The organism is Polymorphobacter sp., from assembly GCF_048007885.1.
Classification (GTDB): Bacteria; Pseudomonadota; Alphaproteobacteria; order Sphingomonadales; family Sphingomonadaceae; genus Sandarakinorhabdus.
The window spans coordinates 509,549-526,896 of record NZ_CP180346.1; the positions used below are offsets into that span (position 1 = coordinate 509,549).

A 17,348-nucleotide genomic window follows, 5' to 3' on the forward strand; every position below is an offset into this window, starting at 1 on the left:
GCTAGCTGTCCATATGCTTGAGGCCGGTGCGCAGATAATCATAGCCGGTGATGAGGGTGAGGGCGGCGGCGATCCAGAGGCAGGTGAGGCCGATTTCGAGCGCGGGGAGCGCCGGCCAGAGGCGGGTGGTGGCGCCGTCGAGCACCAGCGCGCCGAGCGCCAGCATCTGGGCGGCGGTTTTCCATTTGGCGAGCTGGCTGACGGGCATGGAGACGCGCAGGGACGCGAGAAATTCGCGCAGGCCCGAGACGATGATCTCGCGCAGGAGGATGATGAGGGCGGCGATGGTGGCCAGCCCATGGATGGTGCCTGAATGGATGAGCATGATGATGACGGCGGCGACCATGATCTTGTCAGCGATGGGATCGAGGAACTGGCCGAGCTTGGAGACGGTGCCCTGCGCGCGGGCGAGATAGCCATCGAGATAATCGGTGAGGCCGGCGACGGCATAGAGGATGAAGGCGGCGAGCCATTCCCATGGGGACCGGCCCCACATGAGCAGGACGAGCAGCGGCACGGCGAGGATGCGGCTGAGGGTGAGCAGATTTGGCAGGCTGGACACGGGCGCGACCCTAGGCAATCCGGGGGCGACTGGAAAGCGGGAGATGAGGGATGGATGTTCGCGAGGCGGTGACGGGGCGGCGGAGCGTGCGCGGCTTTTTGCCCGATGCGGTGGACCCGGCGGTGATCAGGGATGTGGTGGAGACCGCCGCGCGGGCGGCGTCGGGGGGGAATTTGCAGCCCTGGCATGTGGATGTGGTGGGGGGTGAGCGGCTCGACGCGCTGAAGGCGATCATGCGCGAGCGGATGATGGCGGCGCCCAAGGGGGAGCCGACGGAGTATGACATTTACCCCAAGGACTTGCCCGAGCCGCACAAGGGCTATCGGTTTGAGGTGGGGGAGGGGCTTTATGGCAAGCTGGGGATTCCGCGCGAGGACAAGATGGGGCGGATGATGTGGTTTGCGCGCAATTTCCAGTTTTTTGGCGCGCCGCTGGCGCTGTTCTGCTCGGTGGACAAGAGGATGGGGCCGCCGCAGTGGAGCGACCTTGGCATGTATCTGGCGACCGTGATGCTGCTGTTGCGCGAGGCGGGGCTGGACAGCTGCGCGCAGGAGTGTTGGGCGATTTATCCTGAGACGGTCCGTGGCTTTATCGGGATACCGCCCGAGCGGATGCTTTTTTGCGGCATGGCGATTGGCTATGTTGATGAGACGGACCCGGCCAACGCGCTGCGCACGTCGCGGGCGCCATTGGCGGACTGGGCGACGTTTCACGGGATTTGATGAACAGACGTATTTTTCTGGGAAGTTTGATGGCAGCCGCCGCGGTGCCGGCGCGGGCTGTGGTGAGCGATGGGATCAACCCGGCGCTTCGGGAGCGGGCGCTGGCGGCGTTTGCGGCGCACCGGGACAAGCTGGCGCATGCTGATGTGATGGGCATTGTCGATTATGCGCGGGCTTCGAAGCTGCCGCGCTTTCATTTGCTCGACCTGGTTTCAGGCGCCAGCGAGACGATTCTGGTGGCGCATGGCAAGGGCTCGGACCCGGCGCATAGCGGCTGGTTGGAGCGGTTTTCCAACCGGCATGGGTCGAACGCTTCGTCTTCGGGCGCGTTTCTGACGGCTGAGGCCTATGTGGGGGCGCATGGGCGCTCGATGCGGCTCGATGGGCTGGAGCCGAGCAATGATGCGGCGCGGGACCGCGCGATCGTGGTGCATTCGGCCAGCTATGTGACCAAGGCGCACCCCAAGCAGCATGGCAAGCTGGGGCGCAGCTTTGGCTGCTTCACGGTGACGGCGGAGGATTTGCCGATGGTGATGACGCGGCTGGGGGCGGGGCAGCTGCTGTATTCGGACAAGGTTTGAGGGCTGGTCTGGCGGATGGGGAATGTCCCCGCAATCCACCAGCACGTCCACCCGCCGCTGTGTGCGGTCTCACTCATGAATGCATCGGTTCAGCCTGCGACCCCATCCACGACTGTCAAATTCTAGGTGTAGGGAAGGTGTTCTGGCGGTGAACGCCGATGGCAGAATTTCTCCGACGACGAGAGGAGTGAAGTGCTTTGGATCACGCCACGCCGAATCTTCCCTCACGGGACTTCACCGCAACGGCAGACTTCTATGCTCGCTTCGGGTTTACAGAGAGCTGGCGCGACAGCAATTGGATGATCCTCAGACGTGGCGGGGTCACCCTCGAGTTTTTTCGCTGTCCAGAGCTTGATCCGGCGAAGAGCTGGTTCAGCTGCTGCTTGCGCATGGATGATGTCGAGGCGCTTTTCGAGGACATCCTTCGCTCTGGCGTGCCGGAAATGACGACGGGCTGGCCGCGCCTGCACCGTCCAAAAGCCGCGGAATGGGGCGGCAAGATAGGCGCTCTGATCGACCCGGACGGGACGCTCCTGCGCCTGATTCAGGACGCAGATTGATCGACTGGCGGCTTGATGTGCCAGATTGCCTCCATCATGATGACCGCACCAGCTGGGCGAGGCGGCGATCCCCGTCATCAAGGAAAAGCAATGGTTACTGGCAGGATCGACGTGGTGATGCCCTCCGAGATCGACTGGTCCGAGGTGATGATGGACCAGATCGGGCGGCCATTTTTCATCAAGCCGCTGCTCGATGAACCGGACACCGGGATGAGCGTCGTGATGCTGCGCTATCCCGCCGGCTTGACCAACCCGCACCATAGCCATGGGTGCGGGCACGGCATGTATGTGCTTGAGGGCACGCTCGTCACGCACAATGGCGAGTTCGGGCCGGGGTCGTTCGTGTGGTTTCCCGAAGGCGAAGCCATGCAGCACGGGGCGTCGCCGGAGGGCGACATGGTCGCGCTGTTCATTACGAACAAGCCGTTCACGATCGATTATGCGGGCGACGGTGCCGAGACCTGAGCGCAAGTCGAAGGGGTTGCTGCGCGTTGGAATGTCCGGGCATGGCGTGGGAACCCGACCTTCTGTTCTGGGAACGCGATTCTAACGGTCGCCGGTTAGGCCCTGACCTCCAGCACCATGTTGGTTGGCGTTTCGGCGGCGCGGCGGACATTGTTCCACCCCGCCTCGTTGAGGACCTCGGTCAACCGCTTTTGCCCTGCCTGTGCTCCAAGACCAAGGGCGACGTCTTGGTTCAGCGAGTTGGGCGTGCACATTACAGTCGAAAAGCCGTAATATATCTGGCCGAAGGGATGCAGGTTCTCGGAGAGACTGTCGCCTGCCATAGGCTCGACCAGCATGAATGTGCCGTCCTCGGCGATCGCCTTGCGGATTTGGCGCGCCGCCCCGACCGGATCGCCCATGTCGTGAAGCGCATCAAAGATGCATGCCAAGTCAAAGCCCTCGCCGTCGAAATCCTGTGCGGTGCCTGCGTGAAAAGTGACGTTTGTGAGGCCCTCCTTGGCAGCCCGCTGGCGCGCCTTCTCGACCGATGGCTCATGGATGTCGATACCGATAAACTCGCTGTTCGGGAACGCCTTGGCCATCAACAGGGTGGATGAGCCATATCCGCAGCCGATATCGGCAACCTTGCCGCCTGCTTCGAGTTTGGCCGTGACGCCTTCGAGCGCGGGGATCCATTCGGCGACTAGCATAGCCTCGTAGCCAGGGCGGAAGAAACGATCCACCGCGCAGATCGAGCAGGTCGAGAGATTACCCCATGGGCGCCCCTTGCCGCTGCGGAAGGTCTCGAGTGCTGGTTCGTGATCGCCGATCGCACCGATGACGGCCTGGAAGAAGCCCTGCATGCAAACGGGCTGACCCTCGCGGGTGAAGATGAGCGCCTGTTCCTCGCTGAGCCAGAACTGCTCCGTCTCAGCATCGTAGGAGATATAACCCGCGGCGGTGTTGGCGCCCAACCATTCGCGCAGGTAGACCGTATGCATACCGGACGCCTCCGCCAGTTCCTCGACTGTCATTCTCCCGTGCGCGTCGATAAGCGTGTAAAGACCCGCTTGGTCACCGAGATAGGCCATGTAGATGCCCATCGCCCCGGCCACGTCGCCCACGACCTTGCCAACCAGCTCCTGCAGTTTTGCTTCGTCCAATTGAGCCATATCTCATTCTCCCTCTTCACGAGAATGCGCGACCCAAGGCGAACTGTGCCTTGCCCGCACGCCGCGCCAGACACTTGGAGAGATACCATATGATCCATGTCGCAGCAATGACAGCAGGAGACGGCTTGATTGCGCTTCGGAGAGCAACCCCGCTTGAATATCGATGTCCGCAATGGGGCCGAAAGCGGAACCAATGCATATATGGGTGGGGCGGCTAGAGCGGGGGGTGGAAGTGTTGGTGCAGGGCGCGGGCCATGGCCTTGTTGATGCCGGGCGTGCGTTCGAGGTCTTCGAGGCTGGCGCCGCGCACGGCGCGGGCGGTGCCGAAGTGGAGGAGGAGGGCTTTCTTGCGGGCTGGGCCGATGCCGGGGACGTCGTCGAGGGGGCTGGCGGTGAGGGCCTTCGCGCGTTTTTCGCGGTGGGCGCCGATGGCGAAGCGATGGGCTTCGTCGCGCAGGCGCTGGAGGTAGAAGAGGACGGGGCTGTTTGGCGGGAGCGTGAGCTCGCGGCCCGAGGGCAGGTGGAAGATTTCGCGGCCTGCGTTGCGGTCTGGCCCCTTGGCGACGCCGACGATGGCGACATCTTCGACGCCCAATTCTTCCAGTGCTGCGCGGACGGCGGAGAGCTGGCCCTTGCCGCCGTCGATGAGGAGGAGATCGGGCCAGTTCTCGCGGCTATCGGGGTTTTCGGACTGGAGGCGGGCGAAGCGGCGGCGGAGCATGGCGGCCATCATGGCGAAATCATCGCCGGGCGTGATCTCGGGGCCTTTCATGTTGAACTTGCGATATTGGGACTTGAGGAAACCTTGCGGGCCGGCGACGACCATGGCGCCCAAGGCATTGGTGCCCATGATGTGGCTGTTGTCGTAGATTTCGATGCGGGCGGGCGGGGCATCGAGCTCGAACAGGTCGGCGAGTTCGGCGAGCAGGCGGCCCTGGGTGGTGGCTTCGGCGGCGCGGCGCTGGAGGGCTTCGCGGGCGTTGCGGCTGGCCTGTTCGACGAGCTTGCGGTTGGCGCCGCGCTGGGGGACCTTGAGGGCGATGCGGTGGCCGGCGCGCTCCGAAAGGGCATCGGCGAGGAGGGCGGCTTCGGGCAGCTCACGATCGAGCAGGATTTCGCGCGCGGGGGGGATTTCGGCGTAGAGCTGGGGGAGGAAGCTTTGCAGGACTTCGGCCTCGTCACGCTCCTGCACATGAGCGGGGAACCAAGCGCGGTGGCCCCAGTTCTGGCCGCCGCGGATGAAGAAGATCTGGATGCACATGACGCCGTTTTCAGCCGCGATGGCGACGATGTCGGCGTCCTTCAGGTCGGTGTCGGCGTTGATCGACTGGCTGCCCTGGATGAAGGTGAGCGCCTTGAGCCGGTCACGCAGGACGGCGGCGATTTCGAAATCCTGTGCGGCGGCGGCCGCTTGCATGGCTTCGGCGAGCTTGGCCTGCGCTTCGATGGTCTTGCCGGAGAGGAAGGCCTTGGCGTCGGCGACGAGATCGGCATAGTCCGCCTCGCTGATGCGGCCGACGCAGGGGGCGGAGCAGCGGCGGATCTGGTGGAGCAGGCAGGGGCGCGAGCGATTGGCGTAGAAGCTGTCGGTGCAGGAGCGGAGCAGGAAGACCTTTTGCAGCGCGTTGAGGGTGGCGTTGACGGCGCCGGCGGACGCAAAGGGGCCGTAGAAGACGCCCTTGCCGGACCGGGCGCCGCGATGCTTGGAGATGCGCGGGAACGCATGGTCTTCGCGCAGGAAGATGAAGGGGAAGCTTTTGTCATCGCGCAACAGGACATTGTAGGGCGGGCGCCAGCGCTTGATGAGCTGGGCTTCGAGGAGCAGGGCCTCGGCCTCGGTGTTGGTGGTGACGATGACCATGTCGCGGGTCTGGGCGACCATGCGCTGCAGGCGGCGGGGCAGGCGGGCGACTTGCGTGTAGTTGGTGACGCGGTTTTTCAGCGCCTTGGCCTTGCCGACATAGAGGACGCTGCCGGCGGCATCGACCATGCGGTAGACGCCGGGGCGGGCCGGGAGCGTGCGCAGGACATTGCGGATGGCGGCGACGCCGGCTTCGAGGTCGGGCGTGCCGATGCCCTTGACCGTGTAGGTCGCGGTTTCTTCGGAGAAGCGGTCGGTGGCCATGATGGCGATTAGGTAGGGCGCGACGGTTTGACTGGCAATCGGGGCGGGTGCTTTGGGTTGTGGCGGGGGGCTGTGCAGCGTATGGCCGCGCGATGAGCGGAAAACGGAATGAGACGGCGATCGTGACCGGCGGCGCCAAGCGGATTGGCGAGGCGCTGGTGCGGGCGCTGGCGGAGGATGGCTGGGATCTGGTCATTCATTACAACAGCTCGCGGGATGATGCCGACAAGCTGGCGGCCGAGCTGCGCGCCGGCGGCACGCGGGTCGAGACGGTGGCGGCGAACCTGGCCGAGCCGGACGTGGGGCAGCGCGTGGTGGCGGCGGCCGAGGGGCTGGCGCCGCTGGGGCTGCTGGTGAATTGCGCGTCGCGCTTCGTGCATGACCGGGTGGAGGATTTCACCAGCGCCGAGTTTGACCGGCATATGGCGGTGAATCTGCGCGCGCCGGCGCTGCTGACCCAGGCTTTTGCGCGGGCGCTGGCGCCGGGAAGAGGCGAGGATGGCCAGGAGGCGGCGCTGGTGGTCAATCTGCTGGATGCCAAGCTGGAGAGCCTGAACCCGGATCATTTCACCTATACGCTGTCGAAGATCGCGCTCGACGGGATGACCGAGATGGTGGCGCGCAGCTATGCGCCGGCGATTCGGGCGGTGGGCATTGCGCCGGCGGTGACGCTGGTCTGGGGGCCGCACAGCCGCGAGGATTTCGAGGCGGTGCACGGGCTGAATCCGCTGCGACGCGGTGTCGCGGTGGAGGAGATTGTGGCGGCGCTGCGCTTCATCATCGCCACGCCGACCTACAATGCGCAGACGATCGTGCTCGATGGCGGGCAGCGGCTGATGGGCTTGCAACGGGATGTATCCTTCATGGTGAAAGCATGACCAACGCGGCTTCGAATGTGACCGCACCGGACCCGCTGGTGACATCGCCGCGGCTGGTGGGGCTGGTGCCTGATGCGCTGCGGCCGGTGGTGCGCAAGGTGATGATCGAGGGGCTGGAGCTGATGGTCGACATCGGCTTTCACGAGGCCGAGATCGGGGTGCCGCAGCGGGTGATCATCGATATCGAGGTGTGGCTGGATGGGGCGCATTTCCCCGGCGATGACGTGGTGGCGCATGCCTGGGACTATCATTGGCTGCACGAGGCGCTGACGGCGCTGACGACGGGCCGGCGCTTCCGGCTGCAGGAGACGCTGGCGCATGAGATTTATGCGCTGACCGCGGCGCGGGCCGGGGTGACGGGGCTGCGGGTGACGACGCGCAAGCCCGATGTCTATGCCGACTGCGTGTCAGCGGGCGTGGTGCTGTCCAGCTTCTAGGGGCGGATGCAGGGCCCGAGGCTGGCGATGATGCTGGTCCAGGTGTTGGCCAGCGCGGTGTCGCGGCCGCCGGCATCATCGGGCAGGCGGGCCGGCAGGGCGCAGGCGAGGCGATACCAGAGCAGGGTTTCGGGCTTCACCGAAGTGGCTGATTCGTCGATGATATCGCTGCTGGCGACGCTGATGCTGCGGGACTGGCCGGGGCGATCGAGGACGATGAGGGTGAGCGGCCGGTCGTCGGCGGTTTCGAGGAAGAACTGGCTTTCGGCCTCGCCGGCGACGGTGCCGGGGACGCGGAAGCCGTTGCTGACCCCGGTGACGATGGGGACATTGCCGGTCTGGATCTCGGTGGCGACGGCGCGGACCCGGGCTTCGAGCGGGGCGGACCAGGGCTGGGCGGCATTGCCGGCGATGAGCGCGGCCTGACCACGGGCATTGGGGGTGCTGAGCCAGGCGAGCAGGCGCTGGCCCTTGAGGCTGTCGCGCGCTTCATTGGGGACATCCTGAAGCCAGCTGAGCTTTTGCGGGATGGTGTCAGGCGCGATCAGGGCGGCTTCGACCTGGGCTTCGACGAGCAGGCGGGTCTGGCCCGGGGCAAGGCCGGCGGCGGCCTCGCCCCCGATTCGACGGGTGCGGGTGATGGTGGCGCGGACGATGACGGGGGCGGCGAGCGAGAGATCGACCAGCGGGACATAGGCGAGGGCAGCGGACGGCGCACTGGCAGTTTGGAGAGGCAGGGCGGCGCTGGCGGGCTGGGCGGCGGCGGGGCGGCCCGGGAGCGCCAGACCGCCGAGCAGCAGCGTTATAAGGACAGAGCGAGCGGGGGTGGAGGTCATGGCACTGGTTTAAGGGCTAGGGCGGGGAGGGGCAAGCGAAGCCGATTGGCGGTTTTGTATCGGCGTTGTAACAATTTTGGCTCGATAAAGCGGTTGCGGCGCCGGCGGGGATGCGGTTAAGACGGGGTCAGGGAATGCCGGGGGGGGGCGTAGGGAAGCGCTGCTTTCCGGCATTCGAGGTTTTTTCACGGTCAGGGAGTTCAGCACCGATTATGGCTTATGCTGACGAGGGGATGAGCAAGAACCGGATGATCGCCTTCGGGTTGGTCGCGCTTCTGCACGTCGGATTGGGATATGCGTTCGTGACGGGCTTGGCGCTCAAAGCGGTCAAGTCGATCATCGAGCCATTGGAATCAGTGAACGTCGAGGACGAGGCGCCGCCGCCGGAGGAGCCGCCGCCCCCGCCGCCGCAGGAGGTGGAGATTCCGCCGTTCGTGCCGCCGCCGGAGGTGACGATCCAGTCGGACGCGCCGCCGCCGCCGACGATCTCGACGCAGCAGAGGGTGCAGCAGATTGCACCGCCAGTTGTGGCGCCGCCCGCGCCGCCGGCGCCCCCGGCGATCGCGCCGACGCCGGCGACCCCGCGCGGTCGTGGCAACGCCTTTTCGGAGGATGATTATCCGTCGGCTTCGCGTCGTGCGGAAGAAGAAGGTGTGGCGCGCGTTCGTTACACCATCGGCACGGACGGGCGTGTGTCAGCCTGTGAAGTCATCCAGTCGAGCGGCTTTCCGCGTCTCGACGAGGCCACCTGCAAGGTCATCGAGCGCCGCTTCCGGTTCAACCCGGCGACGCGGAATGGCGAACCTGTCACGGAAACGAAAACACAGCCGGTCAGGTGGCAGTTGCGCAACTAGGGGTGAACATGGCTTCGCCTTCGGGGGTGGCCGAAACGATTTCGACGCTGAGCTAACAACAATTTTTTGAGGGAATTTGAAATGGAAACAGTCGCTGTTGAAAACCCGTATGGCCTTCAGGCCGCGCTGGAGCAGGGGGGCATCATCGCCCAGTCCGTGTTCGGCATCCTCGTCTTCATGTCGCTGGCGAGCTGGTTCATCATCATCACCAAGTACATCGACCAGCGGAAGGTGCTGAGCGAGGCTGGCGAGCTGGAGAAGAAGTTCTGGACCGCGCCCGACCTCAAGACCGGCGCTTCGAAGCTCGACAAGAATTCGCCGTTCCGCCAGATCGTTGACGATGGTCTGCGCGCTGCCGATCACCATGAAGGTCGCCTGACCGACAAGATCGACCAGCATGAGTGGGTGACGATGGCGCTCAACCGCTCGAACGCGGGCATCTCGGGCAAGCTGCAGAACGGCCTGTCGTTCCTCGCTTCGGTCGGTTCGACCTCGCCGTTCATCGGCCTGTTCGGCACCGTGGTCGGCATCTACCGCGCGCTCATCAACATCGGCCTTGCTGGCCAGGCCTCGATCGACAAGGTCGCCGGCCCGGTGGGTGAAGCGCTGATCATGACCGCCCTTGGTCTGGCTGTGGCCGTGCCGGCGGTGCTTGGTTACAACTGGCTGATCAAGCGCAACAAGACCGTTGCCGAAAAGCTCAACAACTTCATGTCGGACGTGCATGGTGCGCTGGTCTCCGGTGCGCGCGTGGCGCCTTCGGCTCCGGCTGCTCCGAAGCCCGCCGCCAAGTAACCAAGAGCTGAGGGGACAAGCTTATGTCCATGAGTGTCGGTGATCCTTCGTCTGATGCCGAAGACTTCCCGATGACGGAAATCAACACGACGCCGCTCGTCGACGTCATGTTGGTTCTCCTCATCATCTTCCTCATCACCGTGCCGGTTGCGATCCAGGTTGTTCCCCTGACGCTGCCCAAGGTGATGAACATTCCGACGACGACCAAGCCGGAGAATGTCAACCTTTCGGTGGACGCGAACTGCGACACCTATTGGGGGCAGACGCTGGTGCCGACGCGGCAGGAACTTCTGGACCGCGGTGTGGCAGCGCTTCGGGAGGAAATCGCCCGGCAGGAAGCCCTTGGTGGCCAGATCACCCTGCCGGAGGTTCATATTCGGGGCGACCGTGACATGGAGTATCGGTGTGTGGGCGGGGTGATCTTCACCATGCAGCGCGCCGGCTTCCTGAAGATCGCGTTCGTGTCGGAGCCGCCAGCTGGCTATGTGCCGACGCGCTGAGGCTGGCGGCGCAGGGCCATTGGGCCCTGCGCCGGCCGCCCAGGCACGGTTGAGACGTTTCAAGGAGATTTAGTCATGTCAATGTCAGTGGGTGAGGGCAGCGGCGACGGCGCGATGGTGGATATGAACACCACGCCGCTGATTGACGTGATGCTGGTGCTGCTCATCATGTTCATCATCACCATCCCGGTGCAGACCCATGCTGTGAAGCTCGATCTGCCGCCGCCGAACAATGAGCCCTCGAACGTCGATCCGGTGTTCAACCAGGTTGATATCGACTTTCTGTCGAACATCTACTGGAACAAGCAGGCGGTCGATATGGTTCAGCTCCGCAGCTACATGCGCCAGGCGGCCGCGCTGCCGACCGAGCCGGAACTGCGGCTGCGGCCCGAGGCGCTGGCCAAATATGAGATCGTTGACCAGGTGATGGCGGAAGCTCAGCAGGCCGGCATCACCAAGATGGGCTTTGTCGGCAACGAAGCTTACGCTCAGTAACGCCAGACATGCTGAATTGATGAGGGGCGGCCGTTTGGTCGCCCCTTTTTCGTGCCTGCTCTTTCCATCAGGCGCGGCGCGGGGGCGCTCGCGGTATCCTTCCTGTGTGCAAGGGGAGGGCTGGCTATGGGCGGACGATTGGCGGGCAAGGTGGCGCTGGTGACGGGCGCGGCCTCGGGACTGGGCGCAGCGACGGCGCGGGCGATGGCGCGCGAGGGAGCGGCGGTGATGCTGAGCGACCGCGACCCGGCCGGGGCGGCGCTGGCGCAGGCGATTGTCGATGATGGCGGGCAGGCGGCGTTCCGGCTGCATGATGTGACCAGCGAGGAGGGCTGGGCCGAGACGGTGGCAGCAACACAGGCGGAATTTGGCGCGCTCCATTGTTTGGTCAACAATGCCGGGGTGGCCAGCGCCTTTCTGGACCTGATGACCCATAGCCTTGCCGACTGGCGGGCGGTGCTTTCGGTCAATCTTGACGGCGTCTTTCTGGGCATGCGCCATGCCGGGCCGGCGATTGCCGAGGCGGGCGGCGGCTCGGTGATCAACCTGTCCTCGATCCTCGGCAAGGTCGGGATGGCAGGGACGGCGGCCTATTGCGCGTCAAAGGGCGGGGTGGCGCTGCTGACCAAGTCAGCCGCGCTCGAATGGGCGCCACTGGGGATCCGGGTGAACTCTGTGCACCCGGGCTTCATCGAGACGCCAATGGTGGCCAATGCGCTGCACGCCGCCGAAAACGGCAATGAAATGCGCGACCAGCTGATCGCTGCGCACCCGCTGGGGCGCTTCGGGGTGCCGCGCGAGATTGCTGACGCGGTGGTGTTCCTCGCCTCGGACGAATCGAGCTTCATGACCGGCTCGGAGCTGGTGGTGGATGGGGGCTTTACGGCGCAATAGGGGCCTGGGATTGCCTCCGGCGGGCAGGGGGCGGCGCCCCCCTGCACCCCATATGTTATGTGGCGCCAGGATTTCACACCCGAGGCGCCGCGCTTGCAAAGGTTGGCACGGACTACACGGTCGGGGTGCAGGGGGCGCCGCCCCCTGCCCGCCGGAGGCCCTCGCCTTACGCCGCCGCTGCGGTGTCGTCGAACTGGAGGCGGGCGAGTTTGGCGTAGAGGCCGCCGGCGGCGATGAGCTGGTCGTGGGTGCCTTCGGCTTTGATCTGGCCCTTGTCCATGACGATGATGCGGCCGGCGCTGCGCACGGTGGCGAGACGGTGAGCGATGACGAGGGTGGTGCGGTTCTTCATCAGCCCTTCGAGCGCATGCTGGACGAGGCGCTCGGATTCGCTGTCGAGCGCGCTGGTGGCTTCATCGAGGAGCAGGATGGGGGCATCGCGCAGGATGGCGCGGGCGATGGCGATGCGCTGGCGCTGGCCGCCGGAGAGGCGGACGCCGGCTTCGCCGAGATAGGTGTCGAGGCCCTGTGGCATGTCCTTGAGGAAGATGTCGGCATGGGCGGCTTCGGCGGCGGCCCAGACGTCGGCTTCGCTGGCGTCGGGCCGGCCGTAGCGGATGTTTTCGAGCGCGCTGGCGGCGAAGATGACGGTGTCTTGCGGCACGACGGCGATGCGGCTGCGGATGTCTTCGGGGTCGGCGGCGGTGAGCGGCACGCCGTCCATGCGGATTTCGCCCTGGGCGGGATCGTAGAAGCGCTGGACGAGCTGAAACAGGGTGGATTTGCCGGCACCCGAGGGGCCGACGACGGCGACGGTCTCGCCGCTGGCGATATCGAGGCTGAAGTCCTTGAGCGCGGGGGTGTCGGGGCGCGACGCATAGTGGAAGGTGACGCGGTCGAAGGTGAGCGCGCCATTGGCCGGGCGGGGCAGGGGCGTGGGGTTGGCGGGCGCGGCGATGCTGGGGCGCGCGGCGAGCAGCTCTTCCATCCGCGCCGAGGCGCCGGCGGCGCGCATGAAATCACCATAGACTTCGGTGAGGGTGCCGAAGGCGGCGGCGACGATGATGGCGGCGAAGATGAAGGCGGTGATGGTGCCGCTGGAGAGCCTGCCTTCGATAACATCGAGCGCGCCTTGCCAGAGCACCAGCGTGATGGCGCCGAAGATGAGGAAGATGACCAGCGCGGTGAGGCCCGAGCGCAGCAGGATGCGGCGGCGCGCGGTCTGGAAGGCGCTTTCGACCGCGGCGCCGAAGCGGCTGCTTTCGCGGCCTTCCTGCGTGAAGGCTTGGACGATGCGGATGGCGCCGAGCACTTCGGAGACCATGGTGCCGAGATCGGCGATCCGGTCCTGGCTGGCCTTGGACATGTTTCGCACGCGCCGGCCGACCGAGACGATGGGCAGGATGGTGAGCGGAATGACGAGCAGCATCAGACCGGTGAGCTTGGGGCTTTGGACGGCCATGTAGACGAGGCCGCCCAGCCCGGTGACGGCGTTGCGCAGCGCGAGGCTGGCGGAGGTGGCGACGACCTGCTCGATGACGGCGGTGTCTGCGGTGAGGCGCGAGGAGATTTCGGCGGGGCGGTTTTCTTCGAAAAAGGCGGGATCGAGGCTGAGCAGATGACTGTGGACGGCGCGGCGCATGTCGGCGACGACACGCTCCCCGATCCAGCTGACGAAATAGAAGCGGAAGGCGGTGGCGATGCCGAGCACGCTGACGATGGCGAGCATGCCATAGAAGAAGGGCGCGATGGTGGCGGGATCGGAGCCTTGGGCGAAGCCCTTGTCGACGATGGCCTTGAGGCCCTGGGGGATGGACAGGGTGGCGGCGGCGGCGACGGCGAGCGCGATGAGCGCGCCGGCGAGATGGCCGGGATAGGCCCGCACGAAGCGCCAGATGAGGCGGAGGCGGGAGAGTTTGCGCGGCGCCGGCGGGGCCAAGTCTGATTTGGTCATGCGCGCTGATAGCAGGCGCGGGGCCTTGCCTCAATGTGGCGGTTTGCGTGTCATGCTGCGAGTGCGAAAACCGCTTTCGAGGGGGGGCGGTTTGTGGCAGAAGACGGGCGAGCCGGATGCTGCTCCGGCGCTGTTGGACGTGACGAATGCTCTACACTGCCTATGAATGGCAACGCGCCTGGCTGGCCGGAATCGGGTCGATGGCGCAGACGGGTTCCCAATGGTTGTTGAGCCCGGCAAATCCCATGTCTTATGGATTGGCGAGCCCGGTGCTGGCGCGGGGGCTTGAGGTTTTTGCCCATGCGGCCGCCCCGCGCGGCAAGCCGGACTTCGGGCTGGACCTGACGCTGGTGGAGGGCCACGGCGTCGCGGTGCGCGAGGAGATTGTGCTCCGGAAGCCCTTTGGGCAATTGAAGCATTTCGTGCGCGACCGGTCGACGCCGGTGATGGCCGGGCGCAACGACCCGAAGCTGTTGATCGTGGCGCCGATGAGCGGCCATTATGCGACGCTGCTGCGCGGCACGGTGGAGCGGATGCTGCCCGACCATGAGGTCTTTGTCACCGACTGGCGCGATGCGCGCTCGGTGCCGGTGTCGGACGGGCGGTTCGACCTCAATGACTATGTCGATTATGTGATCGAGTTTCTCGACCATATCGGGCCGGGGGCGCATATGCTGGCGGTGTGCCAGCCGGCGGTGCCGTGTTTTGCCGCTGTGGCGCACATGAGCCGGCATGACCATGCCGCCGTGCCATGCACGTTGACGATGATGGGCGGGCCGATTGATACGCGCGAGGCGCCGACCTCGGTGGACGATCTGGCGACCGAGCGGCCCTTTGCCTGGTTTGAGCAGAATGTGATTGCGACCGTGCCGCCGGGCTATGCGGGGGCGGGGCGACGGGTTTATCCGGGGTTTTTGCAGCTGGCGGGTTTCATGAGCATGAACCTTGCCAACCACATGAAATCGCACTGGGAAATGTTCAAGCACCTGATCGAGGGTGACGACGAGAGCGCCGACGGGACCAAGGCCTTTTATGATGAGTATCGCTCGGTCTGCGACATGACGGCGGAATTTTATCTGCAGACGATCGACTATGTGTTTCAGCGGCAGGCGCTGGCGACGGGGCAGTTCTGGCATCGCGGCGAGCTGGTGGACCCGGCCGATATCGACCGCACCGCGCTGCTGGCGATCGAGGGCGAGCGGGACGATATTTCAGGGATTGGCCAGACGCGGGCGGCGCTGACGCTGGCGAGCCGGCTGCCGGACGAGATGAAGCATTATCATCTGGCCGAGGGGGCTGGCCATTACGGCATCTTCAACGGCCGGCGCTGGCGTGACAGCATCGCGCCGGTGGTGGAGCGGTTCATCCGCACGCATGACCCGCATCAGCTGACGCCGCTGCCCGCACATATCGACCTGCCCGAGCATCTGGAGCCGGTCGTGGTGCCGGGGGTCGAGCTGGCCTGAGGTCGGGCAGCTTTCAGACGCGTTTCCAAGACTCTGATGGGGTCTGGGGCCTTAGGCCCCAGCCGCCGGAGGCCCTTTTGCCTTGCGGTTTGGGTGCTGGTTGGCAGGGCGGGAGATGGGCCCCCGCCTGCGCGGGGGTGACGGGGAAAGGCGGGGGAGGCGGGGGAGGCGTTTAGCCCAGCGCGGCTTCCTTTTCGGCGAGTTCGAGCCAGCGGGTTTCGGCGTTGTCGAGATCGTGGCGGACTTTTTCGAGTTCGGCGGTGACGGCGGCGAAGCGTTTGGGGTCCTTTGTGTAGAGGCTGGGGTCTGACAGCGTGGCTTCGTGGCGGGCGATGGCGGCGGTGAGGGTTTCGATGGTCTTTGGCAGTTCGGCGAGCTGGCGGGCTTCGTTGTAGCTGAGCTTGGCGGCCGGGCGCTTGGGGGTGGCGGGCGTGTTGGGGTTTTTGGCTGTGGGCTTGCGGGCTTCGCGGGCTTGGGCGGCGCGGGCCTTGCGCGCTTCGGCCCAGTCTGACCAGCCGCCGACGATGGTTTCGGCGTGTCCCTCGCCGTCGAGCGCGACAGTCATGGTGACGACACGGTCGAGGAAGGCGCGGTCGTGGCTGACGAGGAGCACGGTGCCGGCGTAATCGGCGAGCACTTCTTCAAGCAGGTCGAGGGTCTCCATGTCGAGATCGTTGGTGGGTTCGTCGAGGACGAGGAGATTGGAGGGGGTGGCGAATTCGCGCGCGAGGAGCAGGCGCGAGCGTTCGCCCCCCGAAAAGCTGTCAACGGGGGCATCGAGGACGGCGGGATCGAACAGGAAGTCCTTGAGATAGCCGGCGACATGCTTGCGCACGCCGTTCACTTCGAGCCATTCGCCGCCATCGGCGAGCACGTCGCGGACGGTGCGCGGGGTGCCGTTTTCAGAATCAAGGCGCTGGCGGCGCTGGTCGATGATGGTGGGGTTGAGCACCTTGGCGCGCTTGATCTGGCCGGAATCGGGCTCGATCTGGCCGAGCAGCAGCTTGATGAGGGTGGATTTGCCCGCGCCATTGGGGCCGATGATGCCGATCCGGTCGCGGTGGCGGACGCGCAGCGAGAAATCGGCGAGGAGGGGGCGGCCGGCGAAGCTCTTGGCGATGTTCTGGGCGTCGATGAGCACCTTGGTCTTGGTGTCATCTGCGGTGGTGGCGAGGCGGGCGACGCTTTCGCCGCTGGTCATGGCCTGACGCTCGGCGCGCAGCTCGATGAGCTTGGCGAGGCGGCCTTCGTTGCGGCTGCGGCGCGCGGTGACGCCGCGCAGCAGCCAGTGCTCTTCCTGTTTGAGGCGGGCATCGAGGCGGGCGGCGGTGCGGGCGTCTTCGGCGGCGACCTGCTGCGACCAGGCTTCGAAGCCGCCGAAGCCGACCTCGGCGCGGCGCAGCTGGCCGCGATCGAGCCAGAGGCAGTTTCTGGTCAGGCGGGTGAGGAAGGCGCGGTCATGGCTGATGGCCATGAAGGCGCCGCGGTAGCGCTCGATCCAGCTTTCCAGCCATTCGATGGCGGCGATGTCGAGATGGTTGGTCGGCTCGTCGAGGAGGAGCAGGCCGGGCTCGGCGGCGAGCGCGCGCACAAGGCCGGCGCGGCGACGCTCCCCGCCCGATGCGGTGGTGGCCTCAGTGTCGAGATTGACGCCGAGGCGCGAGGCGATGGCCTCAAGCTTGTGATCGGCAGGTGCGGCGTCGCCTGCACGGGCGAAATCGCCGAGCGTGGTGAAGCCGGTCATCGCCGGCTCCTGTTCGAGGCGGATGATGGTGAGGCTGGGCGACAGCGCGCGGCGGCCTTCGTCGAGATCGATTTCGCCGGCGATGAGCTTCATCAGCGTGGTCTTGCCAGCGCCGTTGCGGCCGATGAGGGCGAGCGCGTCGCGCGCATCGAGGGTGAGATCAAGGCCGCGGAACAGCCAGTCCCCGCCTTGACGGAGGCCGGCGTTTTCAAGGGTGAGGACGGGTGTGGGCATGGGCGCTCAAGTGGCGGTTTGCGGGCCCGCTCGCAAGTGCTTGTCGCTTGCGCGTTCAGTGATTATTCAGTGCCTCGGGCGCAATGGCGAGC

The 17,348-nt window shown here is 65.7% G+C and carries 18 protein-coding genes; 12 read left to right on the forward strand and 6 right to left on the reverse strand.

Features of this window, described 5'->3' with window-relative positions; translation table 11 throughout:
- Window position 1: 1 nt before the first annotated feature.
- Window positions 2-562, reverse strand: a complete 561-nt coding sequence (pgsA, locus tag ACMVO5_RS02540) for a CDP-diacylglycerol--glycerol-3-phosphate 3-phosphatidyltransferase (protein WP_416908516.1) — start codon at window positions 560-562, stop codon at window positions 2-4.
- Window positions 563-612: 50 nt separating this feature from the next.
- On the opposite strand from pgsA, the gene ACMVO5_RS02545 reads away from it, so the two are divergent.
- The 4 genes from ACMVO5_RS02545 to ACMVO5_RS02560 all read left to right on the forward strand — a co-directional run bounded on the left by ACMVO5_RS02545 (window position 613) and on the right by ACMVO5_RS02560 (window position 2,890).
- Window positions 613-1,284 (forward strand): nitroreductase, encoded by a 672-nt coding sequence (locus tag ACMVO5_RS02545; RefSeq protein ID WP_416908517.1) that lies wholly within the window; start codon window positions 613-615, stop codon window positions 1,282-1,284.
- A gap of 29 nt (window positions 1,285-1,313) precedes the next feature.
- A complete protein-coding gene (locus ACMVO5_RS02550; RefSeq protein ID WP_416908518.1) occupies window positions 1,314-1,865 on the forward strand; it encodes a murein L,D-transpeptidase catalytic domain family protein in 552 nt (183 codons plus the stop codon).
- 197 nt (window positions 1,866-2,062) lie between these two features.
- Window positions 2,063-2,425 carry a bleomycin resistance protein gene (locus tag ACMVO5_RS02555; protein ID WP_416908519.1) on the forward strand — a complete coding sequence of 121 codons (363 nt, stop codon included), beginning with the start codon at window positions 2,063-2,065 and terminating at the stop codon, window positions 2,423-2,425.
- Between the two features lie 90 nt (window positions 2,426-2,515).
- Window positions 2,516-2,890: a cupin domain-containing protein gene (locus ACMVO5_RS02560; RefSeq protein ID WP_416908520.1), complete on the forward strand. Its 375-nt coding sequence runs from the start codon at window positions 2,516-2,518 to the stop codon at window positions 2,888-2,890.
- Window positions 2,891-2,985: 95 nt separating this feature from the next.
- On the opposite strand, the gene ACMVO5_RS02565 is transcribed toward ACMVO5_RS02560, so the two are convergent.
- Entirely contained in the window at window positions 2,986-4,044 is a 1,059-nt protein-coding gene (locus ACMVO5_RS02565; protein ID WP_416908521.1) for a class I SAM-dependent methyltransferase, read from the reverse strand.
- A 214-nt stretch (window positions 4,045-4,258) separates the two neighbouring features.
- Entirely contained in the window at window positions 4,259-6,169 is a 1,911-nt protein-coding gene (gene uvrC / locus ACMVO5_RS02570) for an excinuclease ABC subunit UvrC (protein WP_416908522.1), read from the reverse strand.
- Window positions 6,170-6,261: 92 nt separating this feature from the next.
- Here uvrC and ACMVO5_RS02575 point away from each other — a divergent pair, with 92 nt between their 5' ends.
- Both ACMVO5_RS02575 and ACMVO5_RS02580 read left to right on the forward strand, forming a co-directional pair.
- Entirely contained in the window at window positions 6,262-7,047 is a 786-nt protein-coding gene (locus tag ACMVO5_RS02575; protein WP_416908523.1) for an SDR family NAD(P)-dependent oxidoreductase, read from the forward strand.
- Window positions 7,044-7,484, forward strand: a complete 441-nt coding sequence (locus ACMVO5_RS02580) for a dihydroneopterin aldolase (RefSeq protein WP_416908524.1) — start codon at window positions 7,044-7,046, stop codon at window positions 7,482-7,484. The genes ACMVO5_RS02575 and ACMVO5_RS02580 overlap by 4 nt, the downstream gene beginning before the upstream one ends.
- On the opposite strand, the gene ACMVO5_RS02585 is transcribed toward ACMVO5_RS02580, so the two are convergent.
- Complete coding sequence (locus ACMVO5_RS02585; protein ID WP_416908525.1) at window positions 7,481-8,320, reverse strand: hypothetical protein; 840 nt, start codon at window positions 8,318-8,320, stop codon at window positions 7,481-7,483. The two genes, ACMVO5_RS02580 and ACMVO5_RS02585, sit on opposite strands and share 4 nt — an antisense overlap.
- Window positions 8,321-8,532: 212 nt before the next feature.
- Here ACMVO5_RS02585 and ACMVO5_RS02590 point away from each other — a divergent pair, with 212 nt between their 5' ends.
- The 5 genes from ACMVO5_RS02590 (at window position 8,533) to ACMVO5_RS02610 (ending at window position 11,858) form a co-directional block, all read left to right on the forward strand.
- Window positions 8,533-9,174, forward strand: a complete 642-nt coding sequence (locus ACMVO5_RS02590; protein ID WP_416908526.1) for an energy transducer TonB — start codon at window positions 8,533-8,535, stop codon at window positions 9,172-9,174.
- 81 nt (window positions 9,175-9,255) lie between these two features.
- Entirely contained in the window at window positions 9,256-9,969 is a 714-nt protein-coding gene (locus ACMVO5_RS02595) for a MotA/TolQ/ExbB proton channel family protein (RefSeq protein ID WP_416908527.1), read from the forward strand.
- A 23-nt stretch (window positions 9,970-9,992) separates the two neighbouring features.
- Window positions 9,993-10,469, forward strand: coding sequence for an ExbD/TolR family protein (locus tag ACMVO5_RS02600; RefSeq protein ID WP_416908528.1), 477 nt, complete (start codon window positions 9,993-9,995; stop codon window positions 10,467-10,469).
- A gap of 81 nt (window positions 10,470-10,550) precedes the next feature.
- Window positions 10,551-10,964: an ExbD/TolR family protein gene (locus ACMVO5_RS02605; protein ID WP_416909282.1), complete on the forward strand. Its 414-nt coding sequence runs from the start codon at window positions 10,551-10,553 to the stop codon at window positions 10,962-10,964.
- A 126-nt stretch (window positions 10,965-11,090) separates the two neighbouring features.
- Window positions 11,091-11,858 (forward strand): SDR family NAD(P)-dependent oxidoreductase, encoded by a 768-nt coding sequence (locus tag ACMVO5_RS02610; protein ID WP_416908529.1) that lies wholly within the window; start codon window positions 11,091-11,093, stop codon window positions 11,856-11,858.
- A 166-nt stretch (window positions 11,859-12,024) separates the two neighbouring features.
- Here ACMVO5_RS02610 and ACMVO5_RS02615 read toward each other — a convergent pair whose 3' ends face one another.
- Window positions 12,025-13,812 carry an ABC transporter transmembrane domain-containing protein gene (locus tag ACMVO5_RS02615; protein ID WP_416908530.1) on the reverse strand — a complete coding sequence of 596 codons (1,788 nt, stop codon included), beginning with the start codon at window positions 13,810-13,812 and terminating at the stop codon, window positions 12,025-12,027.
- 146 nt (window positions 13,813-13,958) lie between these two features.
- Here ACMVO5_RS02615 and ACMVO5_RS02620 point away from each other — a divergent pair, with 146 nt between their 5' ends.
- Window positions 13,959-15,278, forward strand: coding sequence for a polyhydroxyalkanoate depolymerase (locus tag ACMVO5_RS02620; protein WP_416908531.1), 1,320 nt, complete (start codon window positions 13,959-13,961; stop codon window positions 15,276-15,278).
- Window positions 15,279-15,450: 172 nt separating this feature from the next.
- Here the strand turns inward: ACMVO5_RS02620 and ACMVO5_RS02625 are convergent, their stop codons facing one another.
- A complete protein-coding gene (locus ACMVO5_RS02625; RefSeq protein WP_416908532.1) occupies window positions 15,451-17,256 on the reverse strand; it encodes an ABC-F family ATP-binding cassette domain-containing protein in 1,806 nt (601 codons plus the stop codon).
- Between the last annotated feature and the right edge of the window lie 92 nt (window positions 17,257-17,348).

Excerpts from the sequence above, each read along its gene's own strand:
- ACMVO5_RS02545 (WP_416908517.1), top strand. The coding sequence starts at position 613 with ATGGATGTTCGCGAGGCGGTGACGGGGCGGCGGAGCGTGCGCGGCTTT.
- ACMVO5_RS02550 (WP_416908518.1), top strand. The coding sequence starts at position 1,314 with ATGGCAGCCGCCGCGGTGCCGGCGCGGGCTGTGGTGAGCGATGGGATC.
- ACMVO5_RS02560 (WP_416908520.1), top strand. The coding sequence starts at position 2,516 with ATGGTTACTGGCAGGATCGACGTGGTGATGCCCTCCGAGATCGACTGG.
- ACMVO5_RS02565 (WP_416908521.1), bottom strand. The coding sequence starts at position 4,044 with ATGGCTCAATTGGACGAAGCAAAACTGCAGGAGCTGGTTGGCAAGGTC.
- uvrC (WP_416908522.1), bottom strand. The coding sequence starts at position 6,169 with ATGGCCACCGACCGCTTCTCCGAAGAAACCGCGACCTACACGGTCAAG.
- ACMVO5_RS02575 (WP_416908523.1), top strand. The coding sequence starts at position 6,262 with ATGAGCGGAAAACGGAATGAGACGGCGATCGTGACCGGCGGCGCCAAG.
- ACMVO5_RS02580 (WP_416908524.1), top strand. The coding sequence starts at position 7,044 with ATGACCAACGCGGCTTCGAATGTGACCGCACCGGACCCGCTGGTGACA.
- ACMVO5_RS02585 (WP_416908525.1), bottom strand. The coding sequence starts at position 8,320 with ATGACCTCCACCCCCGCTCGCTCTGTCCTTATAACGCTGCTGCTCGGC.
- ACMVO5_RS02590 (WP_416908526.1), top strand. The coding sequence starts at position 8,533 with ATGGCTTATGCTGACGAGGGGATGAGCAAGAACCGGATGATCGCCTTC.
- ACMVO5_RS02595 (WP_416908527.1), top strand. The coding sequence starts at position 9,256 with ATGGAAACAGTCGCTGTTGAAAACCCGTATGGCCTTCAGGCCGCGCTG.
- ACMVO5_RS02600 (WP_416908528.1), top strand. The coding sequence starts at position 9,993 with ATGTCCATGAGTGTCGGTGATCCTTCGTCTGATGCCGAAGACTTCCCG.
- ACMVO5_RS02605 (WP_416909282.1), top strand. The coding sequence starts at position 10,551 with ATGTCAGTGGGTGAGGGCAGCGGCGACGGCGCGATGGTGGATATGAAC.
- ACMVO5_RS02610 (WP_416908529.1), top strand. The coding sequence starts at position 11,091 with ATGGGCGGACGATTGGCGGGCAAGGTGGCGCTGGTGACGGGCGCGGCC.
- ACMVO5_RS02615 (WP_416908530.1), bottom strand. The coding sequence starts at position 13,812 with ATGACCAAATCAGACTTGGCCCCGCCGGCGCCGCGCAAACTCTCCCGC.
- ACMVO5_RS02620 (WP_416908531.1), top strand. The coding sequence starts at position 13,959 with ATGCTCTACACTGCCTATGAATGGCAACGCGCCTGGCTGGCCGGAATC.
- ACMVO5_RS02625 (WP_416908532.1), bottom strand. The coding sequence starts at position 17,256 with ATGCCCACACCCGTCCTCACCCTTGAAAACGCCGGCCTCCGTCAAGGC.